A 17,786-nucleotide genomic window follows, 5' to 3' on the forward strand; every position below is an offset into this window, starting at 1 on the left:
GCCGCGTTCAGGTGCTCTCTCCGCGAACTGAGGCCCCCTCCACCGCCGAACCGGGCCTGGTCAGCCCAGAGAACGGCCTGCTTGCCCTGGCCAAGGGCGGCCACCGCAACAACAGCGTCCAGATCCATCGGCCGCCCAGGTTGCCGCCTTGTCCTATGCGCCCGAGCGAGGTACGGAGATCCTCATCACCGATACCCCGGCGTCGCGCCAATCCGCCGGCCCCGGCTGCCCAGCCTGGGCACGCCTCCGATCCCCAAGCGGCACTCCGAAGTGTGCCGAGGCTGGGTAGTTGTCACCGGCGCAGCCGGATGACGTGGTGAGTGGGATCGGCCGAAGCAGACTGGCCGCACCGGTGAGGCAAGCGGCCTGGCACGCACACTGGCTCGGCGGCACTTCTGACACCGGCTACGGGGGATGCGCGCCAGGCCCGATGCCTCATTGGATCAGGTCGGTGTGCGGATGCTCGGGGGAGGTCGGGCAGACATAGATCTGCATGTTGTCGGTTCTGCCGACTTCGACCTGAGTCGGCTGCGAGGGGGCCTGGCCACGGTCACGATGGTCGGCGTAGGCGGCGTCCTGGTCTTCGTAGGGGGCCCAGCTGCGTCCCTCACCACCGTCCCATTCGAAGGAAGCGATCGTGAGCAGCGGGACCATCTGAGCGTCGCAGACAGCGCAGTATCGGCGGTACGGGTCGGTGCGGCCCCACGGAGGCCAACCACCGACCTTCCAGCCGGGCGCGTCAGCCAGATGGACGTCATAGAACTCCCGCGGATAGTCTGCGTAGGAGCTGTCCACGCCGACGCCGGCTGCCTGCCATCTGCTCCAGTCCCCCACCATCGCCCGCATCTCCGGGCTCAGATCCAGACTGTTGGGGTACTCGGTGATCGCCTCTGGTGCCAGCACGCACGGCTGCGGCACATAGCCCGGATAGTCCGCCTCATACGGTTCCGGCGGTGCGGCGAGGACGTCGACGACCGCGGCGGCGGACCGCCAGAACAGCGCGGTCGACGGCTTGTAATCCGGATCGTGTTCGTAGGGACACCAGAGAACCTGGAGCAGATCAGCCTGTCCGGGCGGGCGCAACAGGGGTGCATCGCGCAAGAACAGCTGGACCACAGGCAACATGGGGACCGGACAGTCCGCCGGCCACGGAGGGCCGGCGTCGAGTCGCTCCGCGAGCCGCGCGGCGCTCCGTTTCTTGATCGCCTCCTCCTCGGGCGTCAGCCCAGGACCACCAGGATCGCGGTGCCGCCGGGCCTGCATGCGCCTCTCGAGCCACACTTCGGCCGGCGACTGGCGGAACCCACTGTCCACGTGCAGGTGCGCGTCGTCGCAGTGCGGCCACGGCTCCTCACTGGGCCACAGCAAGGGGCCGCCCACAGAGCTGTCCCGAACCGAAGGCGCCCCAGCGCGAGGATGCAGCCGAATGGCAGGTCGCGCCAGTGGAGCCAGCTCGGGAAAGACCGCGGTCACATCCACAGGCCGCGGCGGAGTAGTGCGTACAAAGACCATGCCGGCGATCTTGCCAGCCGCCACCGACACAGTCCCCCGGCCCGCCTCAACCGGCGCTGGCCTCAACCGGGTTGCACCACCCACCAACCCGGCCGCAGTGACACCAAGCCTGCCTCCGTGACAACGATCGTGCTGCGGCTCACGAAGTGAAGTGCACGGTCCACGCTTACCCGGATTCGGCACTCGAGCGCACTCAGAGGTCGTTCTCTCCCATTGTTTCAACCCGTAATGCAGATTTGATCCGATGATGTCGGGTCGCGCCAGGAGACGGTGTTCTCGCCGGTGAGTCGACGGGCCATCAGGTCAGTCATGGCCAGCTGGATCATGGCTTCTGAGCGAGCCGGGAGGGTCTCGTAGTCACGGGCCAGGCGGCGGTGGAGCATCAGCCGGCCGTAAGTCCGCTCGACCGCCCACCGCTTCGGTATCGGGGTGAATCCCCTGGTACCGGGGATGCGGGCCACGATTTCCATGTCGATGCCCAACGTGGCGGCATGCTCGACAAGTGCTGGCGGTAGCCGCCGTCGACCCACACCTTGCGGATGCCGGGACGGCCGGCGGCGACCCGGTCGAGCAGTTGGGTGCCGGCCACGGAGTCCTGGACACTGGCCGCGGTGACCAGCACCGCCAGGAGGAGGCCGATCGTGTCGGTCACGAAACTCCGCTTCCGTCCCACGATCTTCTTGCCCGCATCTATGCCCTGACTGGTGGCGGGAACAGCTGGTGGAGGTTTTCACGCTCTGCGCATCCATCACGCAGGCCGATGGCTCCGCGTTCCGCCCGTCCTTTCGCCGCACCAACTCCCGCAGTAGGCCGTTGAGCTGGGCGAAAATGCCATCCTTCTGCCACTTGGCGAAGTAGCCGTAGATGGTCCTTAAGAATGTGAGGCGGTCCGGGAGGGCCGGGTGCGGCGCTCGAAACGTCAGGCGGTCAGGACCGGCTGGGCGTACCGTGCCGAGCCGAGTGCGCCCAGGCGTGAGTCTTCGGCCGTTGAAGTACGGCATGGAACAGGGCGTCTTGGAATGAGACAGGCACAAGTCGCGTCCCACGCCAGGCGTGACCCCGTCCGGCGCTCAGGACTGCATCGCACCGACAGCCTCACTGGCATCGGATGCCTGCAACCCGTAATCCAGGCGATACCAGAGCAATCAAGGCGTAAGGACCTCTTGGAGACTTCTTTGTCATGGCCATTGACGCGACGGCCGGTTGGCGCTTCATTGGTCGCGGCAGCACGTCGACGGCCGGCGCGGACCTCCGCACCGCCGAGCATCGCCGCAGAGTCCGTCGAGTCGCCGCTCGCGGTCGTGCTTTCTCGCAAAATGGGAGCGCTCCCACACCCTGAAAAGTTCATAGCCAAGCACACACATCACTTCATGGGAGCGCTCCCACGGGACCCAAAAGGAGAGGATTCGTGACATTCTTCAGAAATGGCCGCACGGCTGTGGCAGCACTTGCTGCCGCAGCCGCCGCGGGTGCGCTGGTGGCGGCTTCAGTGGCGTTGCCCTCGGTACCGACGGCCGCTGCAGTCGAGACGCATGTGGACAATCCGTTCGCCGGAGCCTCGGCGTACGTGAACCCGGACTATGCCGAATTGGTCGAGGGTTCGATCAGCAAGACGGCCGACCCATCCGTCAAGGCGAAGATGGAGACCGTCGAGACCTATCCCACCGCGATATGGCTCGACCGGATCGCCGCCATCCACGGCGGCGAGGCCAACGCTGGCCGCAAGAGTCTGCGCGATCACCTGGACCTCGCCCTGGCGCAGAAGAAGGACGGCCAGCCTCTCACCGCCACGTTCGTCATCTACGACTTACCCGGCCGTGACTGTGCCGCGCTGGCCTCCAACGGCGAGCTGCCGCTGACGCAGGCCGGCCTGGATCGGTACAAGAGCGACTACATCGAGGCGATCTCGGCCGTCTTCAAGGACCCGAAGTACGCGGGCATCCGAGTCACCACCGTGATCGAACCCGACGGTCTGCCGAACCTGGTGACCAATGTGGCCAGCGACCCCGAATGCCAGCAGGCGAAGTCCAGCGGTATCCAGGTCAAGGCGGTCCAGTACGCCCTGGACAAGCTGCACGCCATCCCGAACGTCTATACCTACATGGACTTCGCCCACTCGGGCTGGCTCGGGTGGGAGAACAACCTCAAGCAGTCCGTCCAGCTCTACACCGACGTCGCCAAGGGTACGTCGGCGGGTTTGAGCAGTGTGGACGGATTGATCACCAACGTCGCGAACTACACGCCCTTGGCGGAGCCGTACATCACGGACCCGGACAAGACGGTCGGCGGGCAACAGGTCAAAAGTAGCAAGTACTACGAGTGGAACCCGAACTTCGACGAGTCGGACTTCACCAAGAACGTTCACAAGGAGCTGGTGACGCAGGGATGGCCCACCTCGACGGGCATGGTCATCGACACCTCTCGCAACGGATGGGGCGGATCCGGCCGCCCGTCGGGGCCGAGCACCAGCACCACGCTCGACACCTGGGTGAGTGAGTCCAAGGTCGACAGGAGAGCCCACCGCGGACTGTGGTGCAACGTCGACGGTGCGGGTATCGGCGCACCTCCCCAGTCGAGTCCCGAGGGCTATCCCGACTCGCATCTGGACGCCTACCTGTGGGTGAAGCCGCCGGGTGAGTCCGACGGAGCGAGCAAGGACATCCCGAACGAGGAGGGCAAGAAGCAGGACCCGATGTGCGATCCCACGTACACGGCTCCGAACGCCGGTAACAACAAGACGGGCGCGCTCCCGGACGCCCCTCTCGCGGGTCACTGGTTCCATGGACAGTTCGAGATGCTGGTGAAGAATGCCTACCCGGCAATCCCGGAGGCCGGAGAGGGTGACAAGGAGCCCCCCTCGGCGCCCGCAGGTCTCAAGTCCACCGGCAAGACGGCCACCAGCGTGTCCCTCTCGTGGAGCGCGGCCACCGACAACGTCGGCGTGACCGGATACGACGTCTTCCGCGACGGCGTCAGGGTCAACTCGGCCTCGATCAGCGGCACGGTGTACACCGACAGCGGGCTGAAGGCCTCGACGAAGTACGCCTACACGGTCAAGGCTCGCGACAAGGCAGGGAACTCCTCCGCCGCCTCGTCCGGCCTCGACGTCACCACGGACGCCGGCGGCGGGGGCGAGGACACCCAGCCTCCCACCGCACCGACCGGCGTCAAGGCCGTCTCCACCACCACGAGTTCGGTGACTCTGGCCTGGTCGGCCTCCACCGACGACACCGGTGTCACTGGCTACGACGTCTACCGCGGCACCATCAAGATCAACGCGGCACCCGTGACGACGACCGAATACACCGACACCGGGTTGCAGGCCGACAAGGACTACACCTACACGGTCAAGGCACTCGACGCCGCGGGCAATGTCTCCGACGCCTCCTCGCAGATCACCGCTCGGACCAAGAAAGCCGCATCCGGCACAGGCAAGGACTGGCTGCACACCCAGGGCAACCAGATCGTCGACGAGAAGGGCAACAAGGTCTGGATGACCGGCGCCAACTGGTTCGGTTTCAACACCAGCGAGCGGGTCTTCCACGGCCTGTGGTCAGCGAACATGGAGACCATCACCAAGGAGATGTCCCAGCGCGGCATCAACACCCTGCGCGTGCCGATCTCAACTCAGCTGCTGCTGGAATGGAAGAACGGCCAGGCCGCCGTTCCCAGCGGGGTCAACTACTACGAGAACCCCGAACTGAAGGACAAGACCAGCTTGCAGATCTTCGACGCCTTCCTCGGCATGGCGGAGAAGTACGGCATCAAGGTCATCCTCGACGTCCACAGCGCCGAAGCGGACAACTCGGGCCACATGTACCCCGTCTGGTGGAAGGGCTCCATCACCACCGAGCAGTTCTACGCAGCCTGGGAATGGGTCACCGACCGCTACAAGAGCAACGACACCATCGTGGCGATGGACATCAAGAACGAGCCGCACGGCAAGCAGAGCGAGAACCCCCGGGCGAAGTGGGACGACTCCACCGACCAGGACAACTTCAAGTACGCCTGCCAGACCGCGGGCCGACGGATCCTCGCCATCAACCCGAACGTCCTCGTCCTGTGCGAGGGCATTGAGATCTACCCCAAGAACGGGGCCAATTGGACCTCAACGATTGAAGGCGACTACCACTTCGACTGGTGGGGCGGGAATCTCCGCGGCGCCAAGGACCACCCGGTCAGCCTCGGCGACCAGCAGGACCAGCTCGTGTACTCCCCCCACGACTACGGCCCCCTCGTCTACCAGCAGCCCTGGTTCAAGGGCGACTGGACTCGCACGACGCTGGAGCGGGACGTCTGGGACCCCAACTGGCTCTACCTCCACAAGTCGAACACGGCTCCGCTGCTGATCGGTGAGTGGGGCGGCATGCTCGACAACGGCCCCAACCAGAAGTGGATGACGGCTCTGCGGGACCTCATCGTGGAGAACAAGATCCACCAGACGTTCTGGTGCATCAACCCCAACTCCGGTGACACCGGTGGCCTCCTCAACAACGACTGGAAGACCTGGGACGAGGCCAAGTACTCCCTGCTCAAGCCGGCCCTGTGGCAGGACAGCGGAAAGTTCGTGAGCCTCGATCACCAGGTCAAGCTGGGTGGATCCTCCAGCACCACCGGGATCAGCCTGACCGATCTCTACGGCGACGGGGGTCCGGGGGACGACACTCAGCCTCCGAGTGTCCCGTCGGATGTGAAGGTGTCGGCGAAAACCTCTACCACTGTGAGCCTGAGCTGGACGGCTTCAACCGACGACACGGGTGTGACCGGCTACGACGTCTACCGCGACGGTGTGAAGGCGGGCTCCGCCGTGGCCTCCTCGTTCACCGACACCGGTCTCTCGGCGGGCACGACCTACGTCTACACGGTCAAGGCCCGTGACGCCGCGGGCAACGTCTCGGGTGCGTCGGACGCCGTCTCGGCGACCACCGAGACCGGCGGCGGCTCGGACACCACGCCCCCTTCGGTGCCGGCCGGGGTGATGACGATCGGCAAGACGTCCTCCTCGGTGGCCCTGTCGTGGTCGGCCTCCCGTGACAACAGCGGCGGCAGCGGAATGGCTGACTACCAGGTCTTCCGCGACGGAGTGCAGGTCGGGACCCCGGTCTGCACGATGTTCACCGACACCGGGCTGAGCCCCGGCAAGACCTACGTCTACACCGTCAAGGCCCGCGACGCGGCGGGCAACATTTCCGCCGCCTCTGCACCGCTCTCGGTCACCACCGAGAACGACGGGCCGGTCGGGATTCCCCTGTCCCAGGGCAAGCGAGCCTGGGCCTCATCGACCGAGAACGGCGGCAGGGCCCCCGAGTTCGCCGTCGACGGCAAGGAGGACAGCCGCTGGAGCAGCGCCTTCCAGGACAATCAGTGGATCAATGTCGACCTCGGCTCCTCCAAGACCGTCACCAAGGTGGTCCTGAAGTGGGAAGCGGCCTACGCCAAGGGGTTCAAGGTCCAGGTCTCCGACGACCCTGACTTCAGGACCTGGAACGACCTCTACACCACCACCACCGACGGCACGGGCGGCGCCCAGACCCTCGACGTCAACGGCCAAGGACGCTACGTCCGCGTCCTGGGCCAGGTCCGCGCCACCCCCTACGGCATCTCCCTCTACGAGTTCCAGGTGTACGGCACGTAACAACACCTGACCGGGCCACCCACCGGCCCTCGGCGGGGCGGCGGACCAACCGTCGCCCCGCTTCGGAGCGTGTCTGAAAGATCGTGTAAGTCCGTGCTGTGACAGGCTGGCCGGGGGCTCTGACCTGGGCCTTTGGCCAGCCGGGACGGACGCACATGAATGACAACGAGATCCCGGCCGTCGAATCGGTCGAGGACAGGCTCGTGGATGAGGTCATCGAGCGGCTGCTGGACCGCGCCGACGCCTCGGGTGCTGCCCTGCTGGGTGAAGGCGGGCTGCTGACGGCGGTGACTCGGGCCGTGCTGGAGCGGGACCTGGACGCGGAGATGACCGACCACCGATGACCGATGCTGGAGCGGTCACGCTGGCCATTCCGAGGGACCGTGACGGGTCCTTCGAACCGCAGCTGGTGCCCTAGCCCCGACGGGCAAACCTCGCCACCGGCAGCGCAGACAAGGCAGGGCGCCTGTGGAACGGCGCTCTCTTCCCACCCTCCGTGGCCATCCCGAGGATCTGCCACGCCGTCAACCGTGACCTCACCCAGCAAGAACGAACGGCGTACTTCCCAGGCCAATCAGTAGGACCGTATGCCCCACGCCTGAATAGGCGCTGCCCTCGTCAACACGCCTTACCAGGAAACCCGCCGCACGGCACGACAGCAAGCGGCCCCGCGCGGCTGGCGAAGCGAGCACGGGGCCGTAACCCGGCAGTCCTGTCAGCGCCGGACACCACAAACCTATGAGCCGGCGGCCCCGGGCTGCCGCGGGCCGGAGTCCTCGAAGCTAGCGGTACGTGTAGAACTTCGTGTGGTCGAGCATGTCCTCGGGGGTGACGTCGTTCCATGGTTTCATCGTGTCCTGCAGACCGACGACGCCCGGCGGCGCGGAGGCAGGTACGTATCCGGACGACGGATGCAGACCCTGCCAGTCGGCCCAGAGTTTGTCGATGAAGCAGTGGTGGAGCCAGAAGACGGGATCGTTGGGCGAGGCCCCGGTGGTCATCTGGCCGCCGACCCAGACATGGACCCGGTTGTGGAGGTTTGGTCCCCGCCAGCCTTCGACATAGTTGCGGAAGCCGGTGGATCCGCTGTTCCAGGGGAAGGCGTCGTAGGTGGGCAAGGCGAGGACGGCGTTGACCTCGGAACGGGTGGGCAGGTCGCGGACACCGACGCCAAGCGTGCGCCGTAGGTAGGTCCTTCCGTCGACGCGTATGTTCATGGGCCAGTTTCCGCTTCCGAGGGCGAACGGGCCGGTGGTGACTCTGCCGTCGCCGCTGCGGCCGTCGCCGCCGAGGAAGTTGTCGGCCCACAGGGAGCTGCGGGATGAGCGGTCCGTTGTCCAGTCCCAGTAAGGCAGCATGATCGAGGGGTGGACGCTCTGCAGTGCCTGCTCGAACTGCAAGAGGAACCGTCGGTGCCAGGGGAGGAACGACGGGGAGCGGTGTCCCGTCCGCTCTCCGTCGTCGGTGTCACTCATGATGAACGCGTTGTGCGTGGTGATGAACTCGTCGTAGCGGCCCTGCCTCTTGAGTTCGAGCACGGCGTCCACGAAGTCGCGCTTCTCGGTGGCGGAGAGATCCGCCTGGTTCCTGCGGTCTGCCATGCGACGCTCCTTGTCAGACGGTGAGAGGCACAAGTGAGGCGCCGTGCAGTTCCCGTACGGCGGCGCGGGCCGCGTCGCGTGGTGTGCGGTGTGTTTCGTAGTGGTTGACGACGCTGATCCAGGTGCCGTCCGCGTTCTGCATGACATGCAGTTCGTCGTCGTCCACTCGGACGACGAACTCCGTGGACTGCTGGGGCTCCCGGGACGTCTGGCCGTGATGGTGTCCGCCGCCGTCCTCCTCGGCGGGCCAGCCCTCGATGTGCCGGCCGAGGTACATCTCGTCGAACGGCTCCGGTGCGGAGTCCGAGCGGACCCGTGTCGCGTTGGCCTCGGCAATATGCGTCGTGTGGGCGCCATGGTGCCGTGTGCCGTGGGGGCCGGGCGGCCGTAACGCGGTGGCTGCGGCGGCTGCCGGTGCGGCGAGCGCGGCTCCGGCGACTGCCAGCGTTGCCCCTCGCACCATGTCACGGCGGGTGAGGCTTAGCACGTCTGCTCCTCTCGTCGGCCTGCCGCAGGACACGAAGTACTGACGGCAGGAACGCTTATGCGAGTGGCGGGACGAACGTGTCCCATGGCCCCACATGTTGGCAGTGGCGAACAGACGGAACGAGAGGCATACCTGCACACGGTCATGAACAAGACAATCACAGACGCATAGTGAGCATTTCAACAGCGGATGATCTTCATCGCCCGCCTCCGAAGGAACCCCTCGGAAAGGAAACTTGCCCTGCTTCAGCCATGTGCACCAACAAATCCTTCGGTTGCATCGGCAAGAGCTTCACGGTGCGTACGGGTGCAACTCGACGGAATCGGAGGGGCAGCATCCGCTCAGCGGGGTAGCCGTCCTAGTTGCCCAGAGCGGCGGTGGTGGTCAGGACAACGGCGGCCAAGGCTTCGTCTGCGGGTGCCTCCGCCTTGACGCGGTCCTGCGCCCGGCGACGGCGGCGTCTATACGCGGTGCCGGTCTGCATACCTCAACGGCTACATGGTCAGGCGGCCTCGACTGCCCTCAAATGACGGTTGACGGTCCCGCTGAGTACGCCCTCACACGAAGTGGACCAGAGCCTGAATGTTGATGCGACTGGCGACGATCAAGACTCCCGTGACCGTAGCGAGGCGTGGTCGTGATCTCGACTTGGCAGGGTGGCCCACATGAACACTCTGCGGCGGGACCGTCGCCCCCGCAGGAGCTTGAGTCGGGACACGAGCCCGGTCATCCGTGCGCGCAAGGCTGCCGTCGCCCTTCTGCTCACGCTGGCCGCCATGACGTCCGTCCTCGCCGGGTGCGCCTCAAGCGGGACAGTCGACGTGAAGCTGGTCGTTCCCTCGGTCTTCTACGTTTCCCGCGATCCACAACAGGCCGTATCTGACCTGCGGGTCGAAGAGAGCGTCGGCGGAGCGACGGTCAGACTGAGGGTGACCTTCGACGCCGGTGATCTGAAGGGCCTCGTCACCGTCAAGCGGGCGCTCGATGCATGTGTCGTCCACTTGCCCGTCTTCCACTGCGACACGCAGGCGGGTCCGACAGGTGGAGGGGGCATGCAGGCTTTTCACCTGAGTCCCGCGAAAGGCGCGAAGGCGGGCGACTCCGCGGTGCTGCGCTACCGCGTGACCGCGCCCGGCCTGCCGCCCGTCAGCGGTCACTCCCTCATCGTGGTCGGCAGACCGAGGCTCCGGGTCACGCTTCACCCCGATCCGGGCCCGGTGGAACCGGGCGGGAGCCTGGCGGTCCGACTGACCGTACGCAATGTCGGCGACGTGCCCGCCCGCGGAGTGGCGCTGCGCATGGAAGCACGCGACGGCATCACCCTGGCCGACCGGCACCGCAACTGCCGCTATCGAGGCGGCACTTCGGCGTGGTGTCGGCTCCTCGCGGACGACGTCGTCATTCCGCCCGGCCGGTCGTACGGCCTGGGTGCCCGCGAGCACTTGCGGGCCGCACGGGATGCCACCTATCCGACCGTCACCTTCAGTGCTGATGCCATCGGCACCGACTATGTGCCCCCGGCCGAGATCGCATCGCGGTACCGGCCCGGCAACGGGCCTCCACTGCATTTCGTTCCGGCCTCCAAGGCCGACGACGGTGCGGCGAGCGCAGTCGGCGACGATCCACAGGTGCTCCACATGACCGTCCGCAACCAGAGCGAGCTGGCCGCGGTCGCCGACACGGCGCGCGGTCCCATCGGCAGCCTCACCACCGTGCGGATCGGCGTGCGAAACAACGGTCCCGGTTCGCTGACGGCACCGGTGAAGGTCGTCTTCACGGTGCCCGGGGGCACCACTGTCATGGCGTCGCCGTACAGCTTCGAACGCGACGAGGAGGTGATCGACCAGGACTGCCGGGCCGTCACCGCCGACGGCACGCCACTTGCGGAAGCCTCCGCGAGGCAGCCGAGTGCCAGACGGTACGTGTGCACGGCGCGCGCCGGAGCGGTGGGGACCACGACGACGTTCCCGTTCACTCTGCGCATCGACAAGAACAGCGCCGACGGCAGCGGCCAGGTCGCGGTCTCGGACAGCGACCCTGGACGCCCCAGCGGCGACACCGAGCCCACTGATGACGCGGCGGACGTCGCTGTGTCCGTGTGGCCGGGGCCGGCCTGGGCCACCCCCGGCTTCTACATCGCCGCTGCCGTCGTCATCCCGCTGCTCAGCCTCGCCGTCGCCCTGTACGCGCGGCACCGAAGGCTCTTCCGCCGCCGCGAAGAGACGACACCCGCCGGAAAGTGAGGCTGACGCGGAGCCTGGATTGCCCCGGAGACAGGACAAGGCGAGACCGGGACGATGAACGGCCCTCAAGGGCAACGCCAACACCACCAGCCCGGGTGTGACGAAAAGTCTCAACAGGACCAGCGACGCACTAAATACGAGCATGACCAGGCGCCGCGCAGCCTGAAGATCAACTCGGTCAGTCCTGCTCGGAGATGGGGTCGCCGACCGCATTGCAGAGGTCGGCGATGACGTGCTGCGGATCGGCATCCCACAGGTCGATACCCGCGGAGGCGCGGGCCGCTATCTGCTGGTCGGCTTCGGCTTCGACGACAACAGCAGGGGCCCGTCCGTGACGGACATGCAGTGGATCACTGAGGGCATCGAGCGCCTCGACGGCGGCGGCAGCGGCAGCGGCACCAGCGCCTGACCATGGCGCCGCCCGGCCGTCACAGGAACGTCCGGCCCTCGCCGCAGTACGTCGGCACGGTCGCCGTGACCTCGTCGCCCCCGATCAGGTGCAGCGTGTCAAACCGTTCGCACAGCTCACCCAACAACGATCCGGACCCCTACGGAACTTGATCAAGCCCGGACCTCACCTCCGCCAGCGCCTTCACCGGCGAGGACCGGCCCGGCTGACGTCCGACCGGGGAAGGCGGTCCGGAACTATTTGGGGGTTTCGTCGCCGGGTTTCCAATCAGGATGGAACGTCCTGATCATGTCTTCCATGCTCGCGGGACGCGGGGCCCCTTCTTGCCGGCTCTTCGCTGAGGCCCGCGCCTGGGCCGATTCCTTCTCGCCCTTCCGCGGTATGAGGGCCGACACCACGAAGACGACGAAGACGGTGACCACGAAGGTCACGAAGGTGAGAAATCCGGACCACTGTTTCGACAGGCCCACATCGCGGTTCAGCCAGAGGGCCATCGGAACGAACGGCGCGAAGGCGGTGAATGCCGCGTTGAGCAGGGCAGATTTCGTGATGACTTTGAGTGGCGCCTCAGCCGCGCGCTCTTTGGCCAGCAGCCACACGGCAAGCCACAGTACGGTGAGGACGAGCACTGCGGAGAACAACGCCCAGCCCAGGCCGAGTCCCATTTGATAGAAGGCCACCGCCAGGGAAGGCACGAGGACGACCTCGATCAACGCGGTCACCTGTGTGGTGGGGCTTTTCGAATAGAGCACTGCGATCCCCCTTGTGTGCCGATGCGGTTCACGATCGTAACGGGACGGCGTTGTGCGCGCCCAGGGCGGTCGCGGAAGCTGTTGCCCAATCGTCGGATTCTGCAACCGCCAAGGCTCAACCCACCAGCGCCCAGACCAGTTTCCGATGCCCTCGCGGGAACTGACGCCCCACCGGCGCTCGGTGAGCGCGTCGACGAGGGCGAGAGCGGGAACAGGTCACCGGGGTCAGTATGCGCGCCGCCCGTGAGAAGGTCAGCGGGCATCAACTAGTAGCGCTGCACGTGAAGTGCAAGCCAAAGGCCGGGACGACCGGGGCCATCTACCGTCCCGCAGGGGGGCTGGCGAACGTCGCGCTGCTCGCCGTCTGCCGCGGTCTCAAGCCGCCAGACAACACAGTATGGCTGCCGGTGTGCGTGCTCGGACCCATGCCCGAACCGATTCGGCTCGAACTGAAGAACACACCCATCTCCTCCAAAGACCTCGCTGGACTGACGCCCCGTTCCCGGCCTCGCGCCGCGGATCACCGCTCGGGGCTCGCCTGCTGCAGATATCAATCCGCCGGACACGGCAGAAGGGCCGCCCCGGTGCGATCGGGCACCGGGGCGGCCCTTCTCCCTGTCTCCGGCCGGACTGAACGCGCAGCTCCGCGGCGCTAACCCCGCCACCTCACCCCGTGCCGCCGCCGCAGCCCGTGAACCTCCCACCAGGCCACCGCCGTCACCGACACCGGCCCACCGAGGAACGCACAGACCGCTAGCGGCACCGGGCCCGGCGGGAGACCGCCCGCCGACAGGCCGAGGAAGGCGAACACCCAGACCAGGACGGAGGTGACCAGCGCGGGCAGCGCCGCATGCAGGGCGGACAGGTTGAAGGCATGGCGCAGCGCCGGACCGGAGGCGAAGCAGAGGAAGAAGATCACCCACCAGAGCGGCGCCCAGCACACGAACATCACGGACACCCAGAGCAGCACGTTGGTGCCGCTGGGCAGCAGACCCATCCCCTCGGCCGCCGCCGTGAACAGCAGCGGCACCAGCGTCCAGGCACCGAAGTACCACAGGGCCGACCGGCTGGCCGGCCACAGCTGCGTCCGCATGGCCCGGCGCGCCCCGGGCCTGGCCGCCCAGAAGAGCAGTGCCACCACCACCGCACTCAACAGCGCCAACCAGGGCGCGAACAAGAGCCGTTGCAGGAACTGCTCCGGTACCTCCGCCACGTCCTGCCAGCCACCGAACACGGCCACCAGCACCCCCGACATGGCGAGGGCCACCCAGGCCCGCACCCGCTGCACGCGGAGCACCTCGGGATCCTCGACGTGCCCAACCGGGCGCACGGGGAAGACCCAGCGCGCCACACGGCGGGCCGAACGGGCCAGTTGGTAGCCGACCAGCAGCGGTACGGTCAGCCACCACAGGCACGGGAGGAAAAGCACCAGCACCACCCCGGGGCGCACCTGCTCCCGCCGCCCCCGCAACACCTCGCCCAGCGGCGGCCATTCGTCCTCACGCAGCCGTCGCCACAGTGGCGTGCAAGGCCGCGGCGGGTCGCTCCCGGGCCGCGGCCCGCCGTACGGCGACCGCCCGGACGGGCGGCGTGCGTCGATCCTCATGATCGTCCCCTCCACGGTCCCGGTAGGGGACGCGACCCGGCCCGGCCACGGTTCCCGACCCGACGCCCCGTGCCGCCGAGGCGCGCCGCGCCTGGCGCCGGTGTGGACGATCACGTAACTCCTGGCGGCATGGACGCCGGCACGAGCCGCGAACGCACCATGCGGCTGGGCACCACCCATCTTTGTGCTGCATGACGGGCGGTATGACCTACCGCGCGCGTCGCAGGGTTGCGGAGAGATGGTGCTGCAACGGCTGGCCGACCGCCGCGAGGTCGTGGACGAACGTAAGTGTGTCGCCGTCGGTCAGGGTGTAGCGGCGGCGGGTGGCGTTCACCTCCTTGGCCGTGGGAGTGAGGGCCACCTCGTGCGTGGAGAGATCTACCGTGTCCTGTGCCGCCTGGCCGACCGCGATCTCGGCGATGCCGGTGGGCTGGGTGATCAGTGCCTCCACCCGGCCTTCGGGCTGAAGCCGCCACCATCCGCTCTCCCGAGCCGACGGGCGCAACGGTGCACTGTCGGCGTCGAGTAGCCAGGCGCGGGCCTCGTAGCGGAGGAAGGGGCGGCCGTCGTGGCTGAAGGTGACCTCCTGGGCGTAGGTGAAGTCCCCGGCGAGCGTCGGGTATCCCCCTTGGCCCCGGCCGTGCCATGTGCCCAGGAACCCGAGCACGGGCTCGAGCAGTGCGTGCGGTGTGGGCGCGTCGTCCGGCCGGTGGGCGTCGGGGTACGGGTGCTGCGGTGCGGGGTCGAACACGTTCGCGCTCCTCGGGTTGCCGGTGCCGGGTGAAAGCCTAGGCGCCCAACTCCTCGGCGACGGGCAGGGCAGTTACCCAAGTATTCAGCGCGTGGCGGGGCGGGTGGCGGGTTGGAAGCGGAAAGTGAGTGTCACGCATACACGAAGGGCCCGAGCCGGTATGAGAGTTGGAGTCAGCACAGGTACTGTTGAACGTGATCGCGACAGATACAGGCGATGAGCTTCCTGCACCGGGCTGGCAGTCGGCTCTAGTATCCGCACGGATCCGTCGAGGACAACGGCGCCGGCGTCGATCACTGGTCCGATCTTGATGTCCTGATCGTGGCCCAGGAACCGGTGAGGGGGACCGAAGCCCTCGCCGAAAGCATCGGCTCCCGGATCGTGCCGACATACGCGTCAAGCCGTGGGGGTGACACCCGCCGATGCACGCTTCGGATCGTGCTGAGGGACCTACGGCGCATCGCCATCACCGCAACAACTCCCACGGATCGTCGCGCGACTCCTCCGCGGCCGGAGGCTGCCCCGAGCAAGGGCAGCCCCATGAATGAGTTGATCAATGATTGCCGCTTCGATGCGGTAATGGCCGCGGTCAAGGCTGCCCGTGAGGACGTATTGATCGGCGGGCACCTGACCCTCCAACTCGCAAGACACGTACTTGTTGCCGCCCTGCTGCTCTGGCCGACAACGGGCCGTTGATCACGCTGCTTGACGCCGTGGACGCCTCGCCTCAACCAAACGGTCTCGCAACATAGTCAGTTCTTGCTCAATGTGCGTGAGATTCCGGAGAGAACAGCCGTCGTCAAGAGCCATCCTGTCGCGATGAGGGCGTAAGCCAGCCATGCGGTTGCTCCTCCCGTCCGGTACCAGGCACCGCGCTGGCCGAGGCCGCCGATGGGGATCAGCAGGTCGAGGGTGTAAACAGAGGCGTGGAAGGGGGGAACCTGGCCGGGTTGAGTCGGTTTCGGCGAGTGTGCGCTGAAGACCACCGTCCCCATCAGGGCCAGCGCCACAAGCCATAGGCCCGCAAGCCAGGGTCGATACCCGTAACCGACGGTGGCGTCGAGCCGGTGTCCCCACGTCCGCGCGGGCCAGCCCAGGGTTCTCCTGCGATGCCGTTGCTTGGCCAGCAGAACCCTGCGGGCGTCATCATCGTGACCGATCTGGCGGTACCAGGCCGCGAGTTGCTCGTACGGCTGCGCGGCGTAGCCGGGCTCCCGACATATCCATGCCACTCGATATGCCGCAGAGTTCGTCCGACGGGCGTCGTCTCCGTGGAGGGAGCCGTAGGTGAACCCTTGCAATCGCACGATGTCCGGCCAGGCGCCTGCTCTTCGCGGACGGTCGCAGCCTGGGCTCCCTGGAGATCAACCGGACCGGACGGCGGCTCGGTCGGGGTGAAGACGAAGGCACCCGTACGCATCCTTGTACAATCCAGCCCAGTGCCTGGACCGTTCAGGACAGCCCCGTCGAAGGTCAGTTGATCCGCTATCTGCACTCCTCGCAGACTGATCGCCCCTTGGGCCGCGAAGCCTTGGGACAGCGCCAAGGTTCTCACCGTCGCATTGTCGGCGCGGAGTGCCACAGCGTCAGGATTGTGTATCTGGGCTCGGTCCATGTGGAGGCCCCCTGCCGTGCCGGGCCGGGCTGTGAGGTCGACGTGCTGAAATCCCGGCTGTGAGGCTGCGCGGGCTCGACTGCTACGAGTGCGTTCTGACGCATCGAGCAGGCCATCTCCGCTCCGTCCACGACCCAGCGGTAGACGCCCAGGCCGGAGCCGTGCCCGGCGCCGCGCCGGGCGAGGTGCGGGGTGATCTGGAACCGGCGAACATTGTCCCGGTAGACCTCGTGGTCATAGCCGCGGTCGGCGTATGGGTGTTTGGGGCGGCGCAGTGGCTGGCCGCACTTGCCGCGGAGCGGCGTAGTCGTGAACCGCTCCGGTGTCTGTCCCTTCTCGGGGAACCAGGGCAGTTGGAAGACCCAGCGCTGCGTGTCGTCGACAGGCTGCAGCACGCCCTGGCCGGCAGGGTCGGTGACGTAGCACGGCACGAAGTAGTCCTCCCCCATCGCCTTCCGCAGCATCCTGCTGCGGAAGGCGATGCTGAGGCGGTGGAACAGGACTCCCGGTTCCGTCTGTCCGATGCCGAGTCGCTCGCGCACGGTGCTGTGTGGTCCATCGGCGGCGAGCAGGTAGTCCGCGCGCAGCGTGCGGGACTCACCGGATTCCGTGCCGCGCACCAGGGCTGCTGTCCCACGATCGTCCTGTGTGAACGACACCAGCTCCGTCGCGAACCGTGCGCCCCCGCCGAGTTCCCTGGTGCCCCGCAGCAGTACCGGTTCGAGGTCGCTCCGGGGGCAATCGCAGCGAACTGCCGAACACAGACCGTGTCGGGCGGTGCCCCGACAACCGGCTCCTGCAGCCACTCCCGGTGTTCGCCGTGCAGCGTGTCGACCCGGAGGATGCCCCGGTTGCGGGCCAGGGTTCCCGCCACCCGGCCGATCGTCGGCTCCAGGCCTGCGGTACGGAAAAGTTCCGCCGTCCGCATGTTGGTGCGCCTGCCGCGCGGGTGCCCCGACACGGGCGTGCGGCGTTCGACAACCCGGTGGCGGATACCCAGGCACGGGGCTCCGCGCTGTACCAGTGCCGCCCTGGAGGACTCTCCCCGATCCTCTGCCGGGTTCTGGCCGATCACGCCCGGGTGATCGGCCTGGATGCCGTATCGAGGCCACGGTGAACCGCCGCCGAACAGGCTGGTGGGAGATTCCGGGTCTGCGGCTCGGTCAGGCTGCCGC

Annotated in this window: 12 protein-coding genes and 3 pseudogenes; 5 read left to right on the plus strand and 10 right to left on the minus strand. The window is 67.1% G+C overall.

Features of this window, described 5'->3' with window-relative positions; translation table 11 throughout:
* Positions 1-435 precede the first annotated feature (435 nt).
* A complete protein-coding gene (locus tag IPZ69_RS15490) occupies positions 436-1,512 on the minus strand; it encodes a hypothetical protein (protein ID WP_235454707.1) in 1,077 nt (358 codons plus the stop codon).
* 218 nt (positions 1,513-1,730) lie between these two features.
* A pseudogene (locus IPZ69_RS15495) lies at positions 1,731-2,420 on the minus strand (IS5 family transposase); the annotation flags it as partial.
* Positions 2,421-2,920: 500 nt separating this feature from the next.
* Here IPZ69_RS15495 and IPZ69_RS15500 point away from each other — a divergent pair.
* Both IPZ69_RS15500 and IPZ69_RS15505 read left to right on the plus strand, forming a co-directional pair.
* On the plus strand, positions 2,921-7,147 hold the full coding sequence (locus IPZ69_RS15500; RefSeq protein ID WP_235454695.1) for a glycoside hydrolase family 6 protein: 4,227 nt from the start codon (positions 2,921-2,923) through the stop codon (positions 7,145-7,147).
* Between the two features lie 155 nt (positions 7,148-7,302).
* Positions 7,303-7,562 (plus strand): annotated as a pseudogene (locus IPZ69_RS15505) (transposase); the annotation flags it as partial.
* A gap of 367 nt (positions 7,563-7,929) precedes the next feature.
* On the opposite strand, the gene melC2 reads toward IPZ69_RS15505, so the two are convergent.
* On the minus strand, positions 7,930-8,748 hold the full coding sequence (gene melC2, locus IPZ69_RS15515; RefSeq protein ID WP_235454697.1) for a tyrosinase MelC2: 819 nt from the start codon (positions 8,746-8,748) through the stop codon (positions 7,930-7,932).
* A gap of 13 nt (positions 8,749-8,761) precedes the next feature.
* On the minus strand, positions 8,762-9,268 hold the full coding sequence (melC1, locus tag IPZ69_RS15520) for an apotyrosinase chaperone MelC1 (RefSeq protein ID WP_445330172.1): 507 nt from the start codon (positions 9,266-9,268) through the stop codon (positions 8,762-8,764).
* A 743-nt stretch (positions 9,269-10,011) separates the two neighbouring features.
* On the opposite strand from melC1, the gene IPZ69_RS15525 reads away from it, so the two are divergent.
* Entirely contained in the window at positions 10,012-11,478 is a 1,467-nt protein-coding gene (locus IPZ69_RS15525; protein WP_235454699.1) for a hypothetical protein, read from the plus strand.
* A gap of 232 nt (positions 11,479-11,710) precedes the next feature.
* A complete protein-coding gene (locus IPZ69_RS15530; RefSeq protein WP_235454700.1) occupies positions 11,711-11,887 on the plus strand; it encodes a hypothetical protein in 177 nt (58 codons plus the stop codon).
* Positions 11,888-12,123: 236 nt separating this feature from the next.
* Here the strand turns inward: IPZ69_RS15530 and IPZ69_RS15535 are convergent, their stop codons facing one another.
* From IPZ69_RS15535 to IPZ69_RS15545, 3 genes are all read right to left on the minus strand, one after another.
* Positions 12,124-12,639, minus strand: coding sequence for a hypothetical protein (locus IPZ69_RS15535; RefSeq protein ID WP_235454701.1), 516 nt, complete (start codon positions 12,637-12,639; stop codon positions 12,124-12,126).
* 652 nt (positions 12,640-13,291) lie between these two features.
* A complete protein-coding gene (locus IPZ69_RS15540) occupies positions 13,292-14,245 on the minus strand; it encodes a hypothetical protein (RefSeq protein ID WP_268834607.1) in 954 nt (317 codons plus the stop codon).
* A 208-nt stretch (positions 14,246-14,453) separates the two neighbouring features.
* Positions 14,454-14,996, minus strand: a complete 543-nt coding sequence (locus IPZ69_RS15545) for an FABP family protein (protein WP_235454702.1) — start codon at positions 14,994-14,996, stop codon at positions 14,454-14,456.
* 540 nt (positions 14,997-15,536) lie between these two features.
* Between IPZ69_RS15545 and IPZ69_RS15550 the strand changes: the two genes are divergently transcribed.
* A complete protein-coding gene (locus IPZ69_RS15550; protein ID WP_235454703.1) occupies positions 15,537-15,692 on the plus strand; it encodes a hypothetical protein in 156 nt (51 codons plus the stop codon).
* Positions 15,693-15,748: 56 nt separating this feature from the next.
* Here IPZ69_RS15550 and IPZ69_RS15555 read toward each other — a convergent pair whose 3' ends face one another.
* From IPZ69_RS15555 to IPZ69_RS47775, 3 genes and pseudogenes are all read right to left on the minus strand, one after another.
* Positions 15,749-16,228, minus strand: coding sequence for a hypothetical protein (locus tag IPZ69_RS15555; RefSeq protein WP_235454704.1), 480 nt, complete (start codon positions 16,226-16,228; stop codon positions 15,749-15,751).
* A 319-nt stretch (positions 16,229-16,547) separates the two neighbouring features.
* Positions 16,548-17,417 (minus strand): FAD-dependent monooxygenase, encoded by an 870-nt coding sequence (locus IPZ69_RS15560; RefSeq protein ID WP_374293275.1) that lies wholly within the window; start codon positions 17,415-17,417, stop codon positions 16,548-16,550.
* Between the two features lie 56 nt (positions 17,418-17,473).
* Positions 17,474-17,686 (minus strand): annotated as a pseudogene (locus tag IPZ69_RS47775) (FAD-dependent monooxygenase); the annotation flags it as partial.
* Positions 17,687-17,786: the final 100 nt, after the last annotated feature.

Origin of the sequence: Streptomyces olivochromogenes (genome assembly GCF_021538895.1) — a bacterium.
Taxonomy (GTDB): Bacteria; Actinomycetota; Actinomycetes; order Streptomycetales; family Streptomycetaceae; genus Streptomyces; species Streptomyces olivochromogenes_A.

Coding starts and splice junctions, on each gene's coding strand:
- IPZ69_RS15525 (WP_235454699.1), top strand. CDS start 10,012: ATGACGTCCGTCCTCGCCGGGTGCGCCTCAAGCGGGACAGTCGACGTG.
- melC2 (WP_235454697.1), bottom strand. CDS start 8,748: ATGGCAGACCGCAGGAACCAGGCGGATCTCTCCGCCACCGAGAAGCGC.
- IPZ69_RS15540 (WP_268834607.1), bottom strand. CDS start 14,245: ATGAGGATCGACGCACGCCGCCCGTCCGGGCGGTCGCCGTACGGCGGG.
- IPZ69_RS15550 (WP_235454703.1), top strand. CDS start 15,537: ATGAATGAGTTGATCAATGATTGCCGCTTCGATGCGGTAATGGCCGCG.
- IPZ69_RS15490 (WP_235454707.1), bottom strand. CDS start 1,512: ATGGTCTTTGTACGCACTACTCCGCCGCGGCCTGTGGATGTGACCGCG.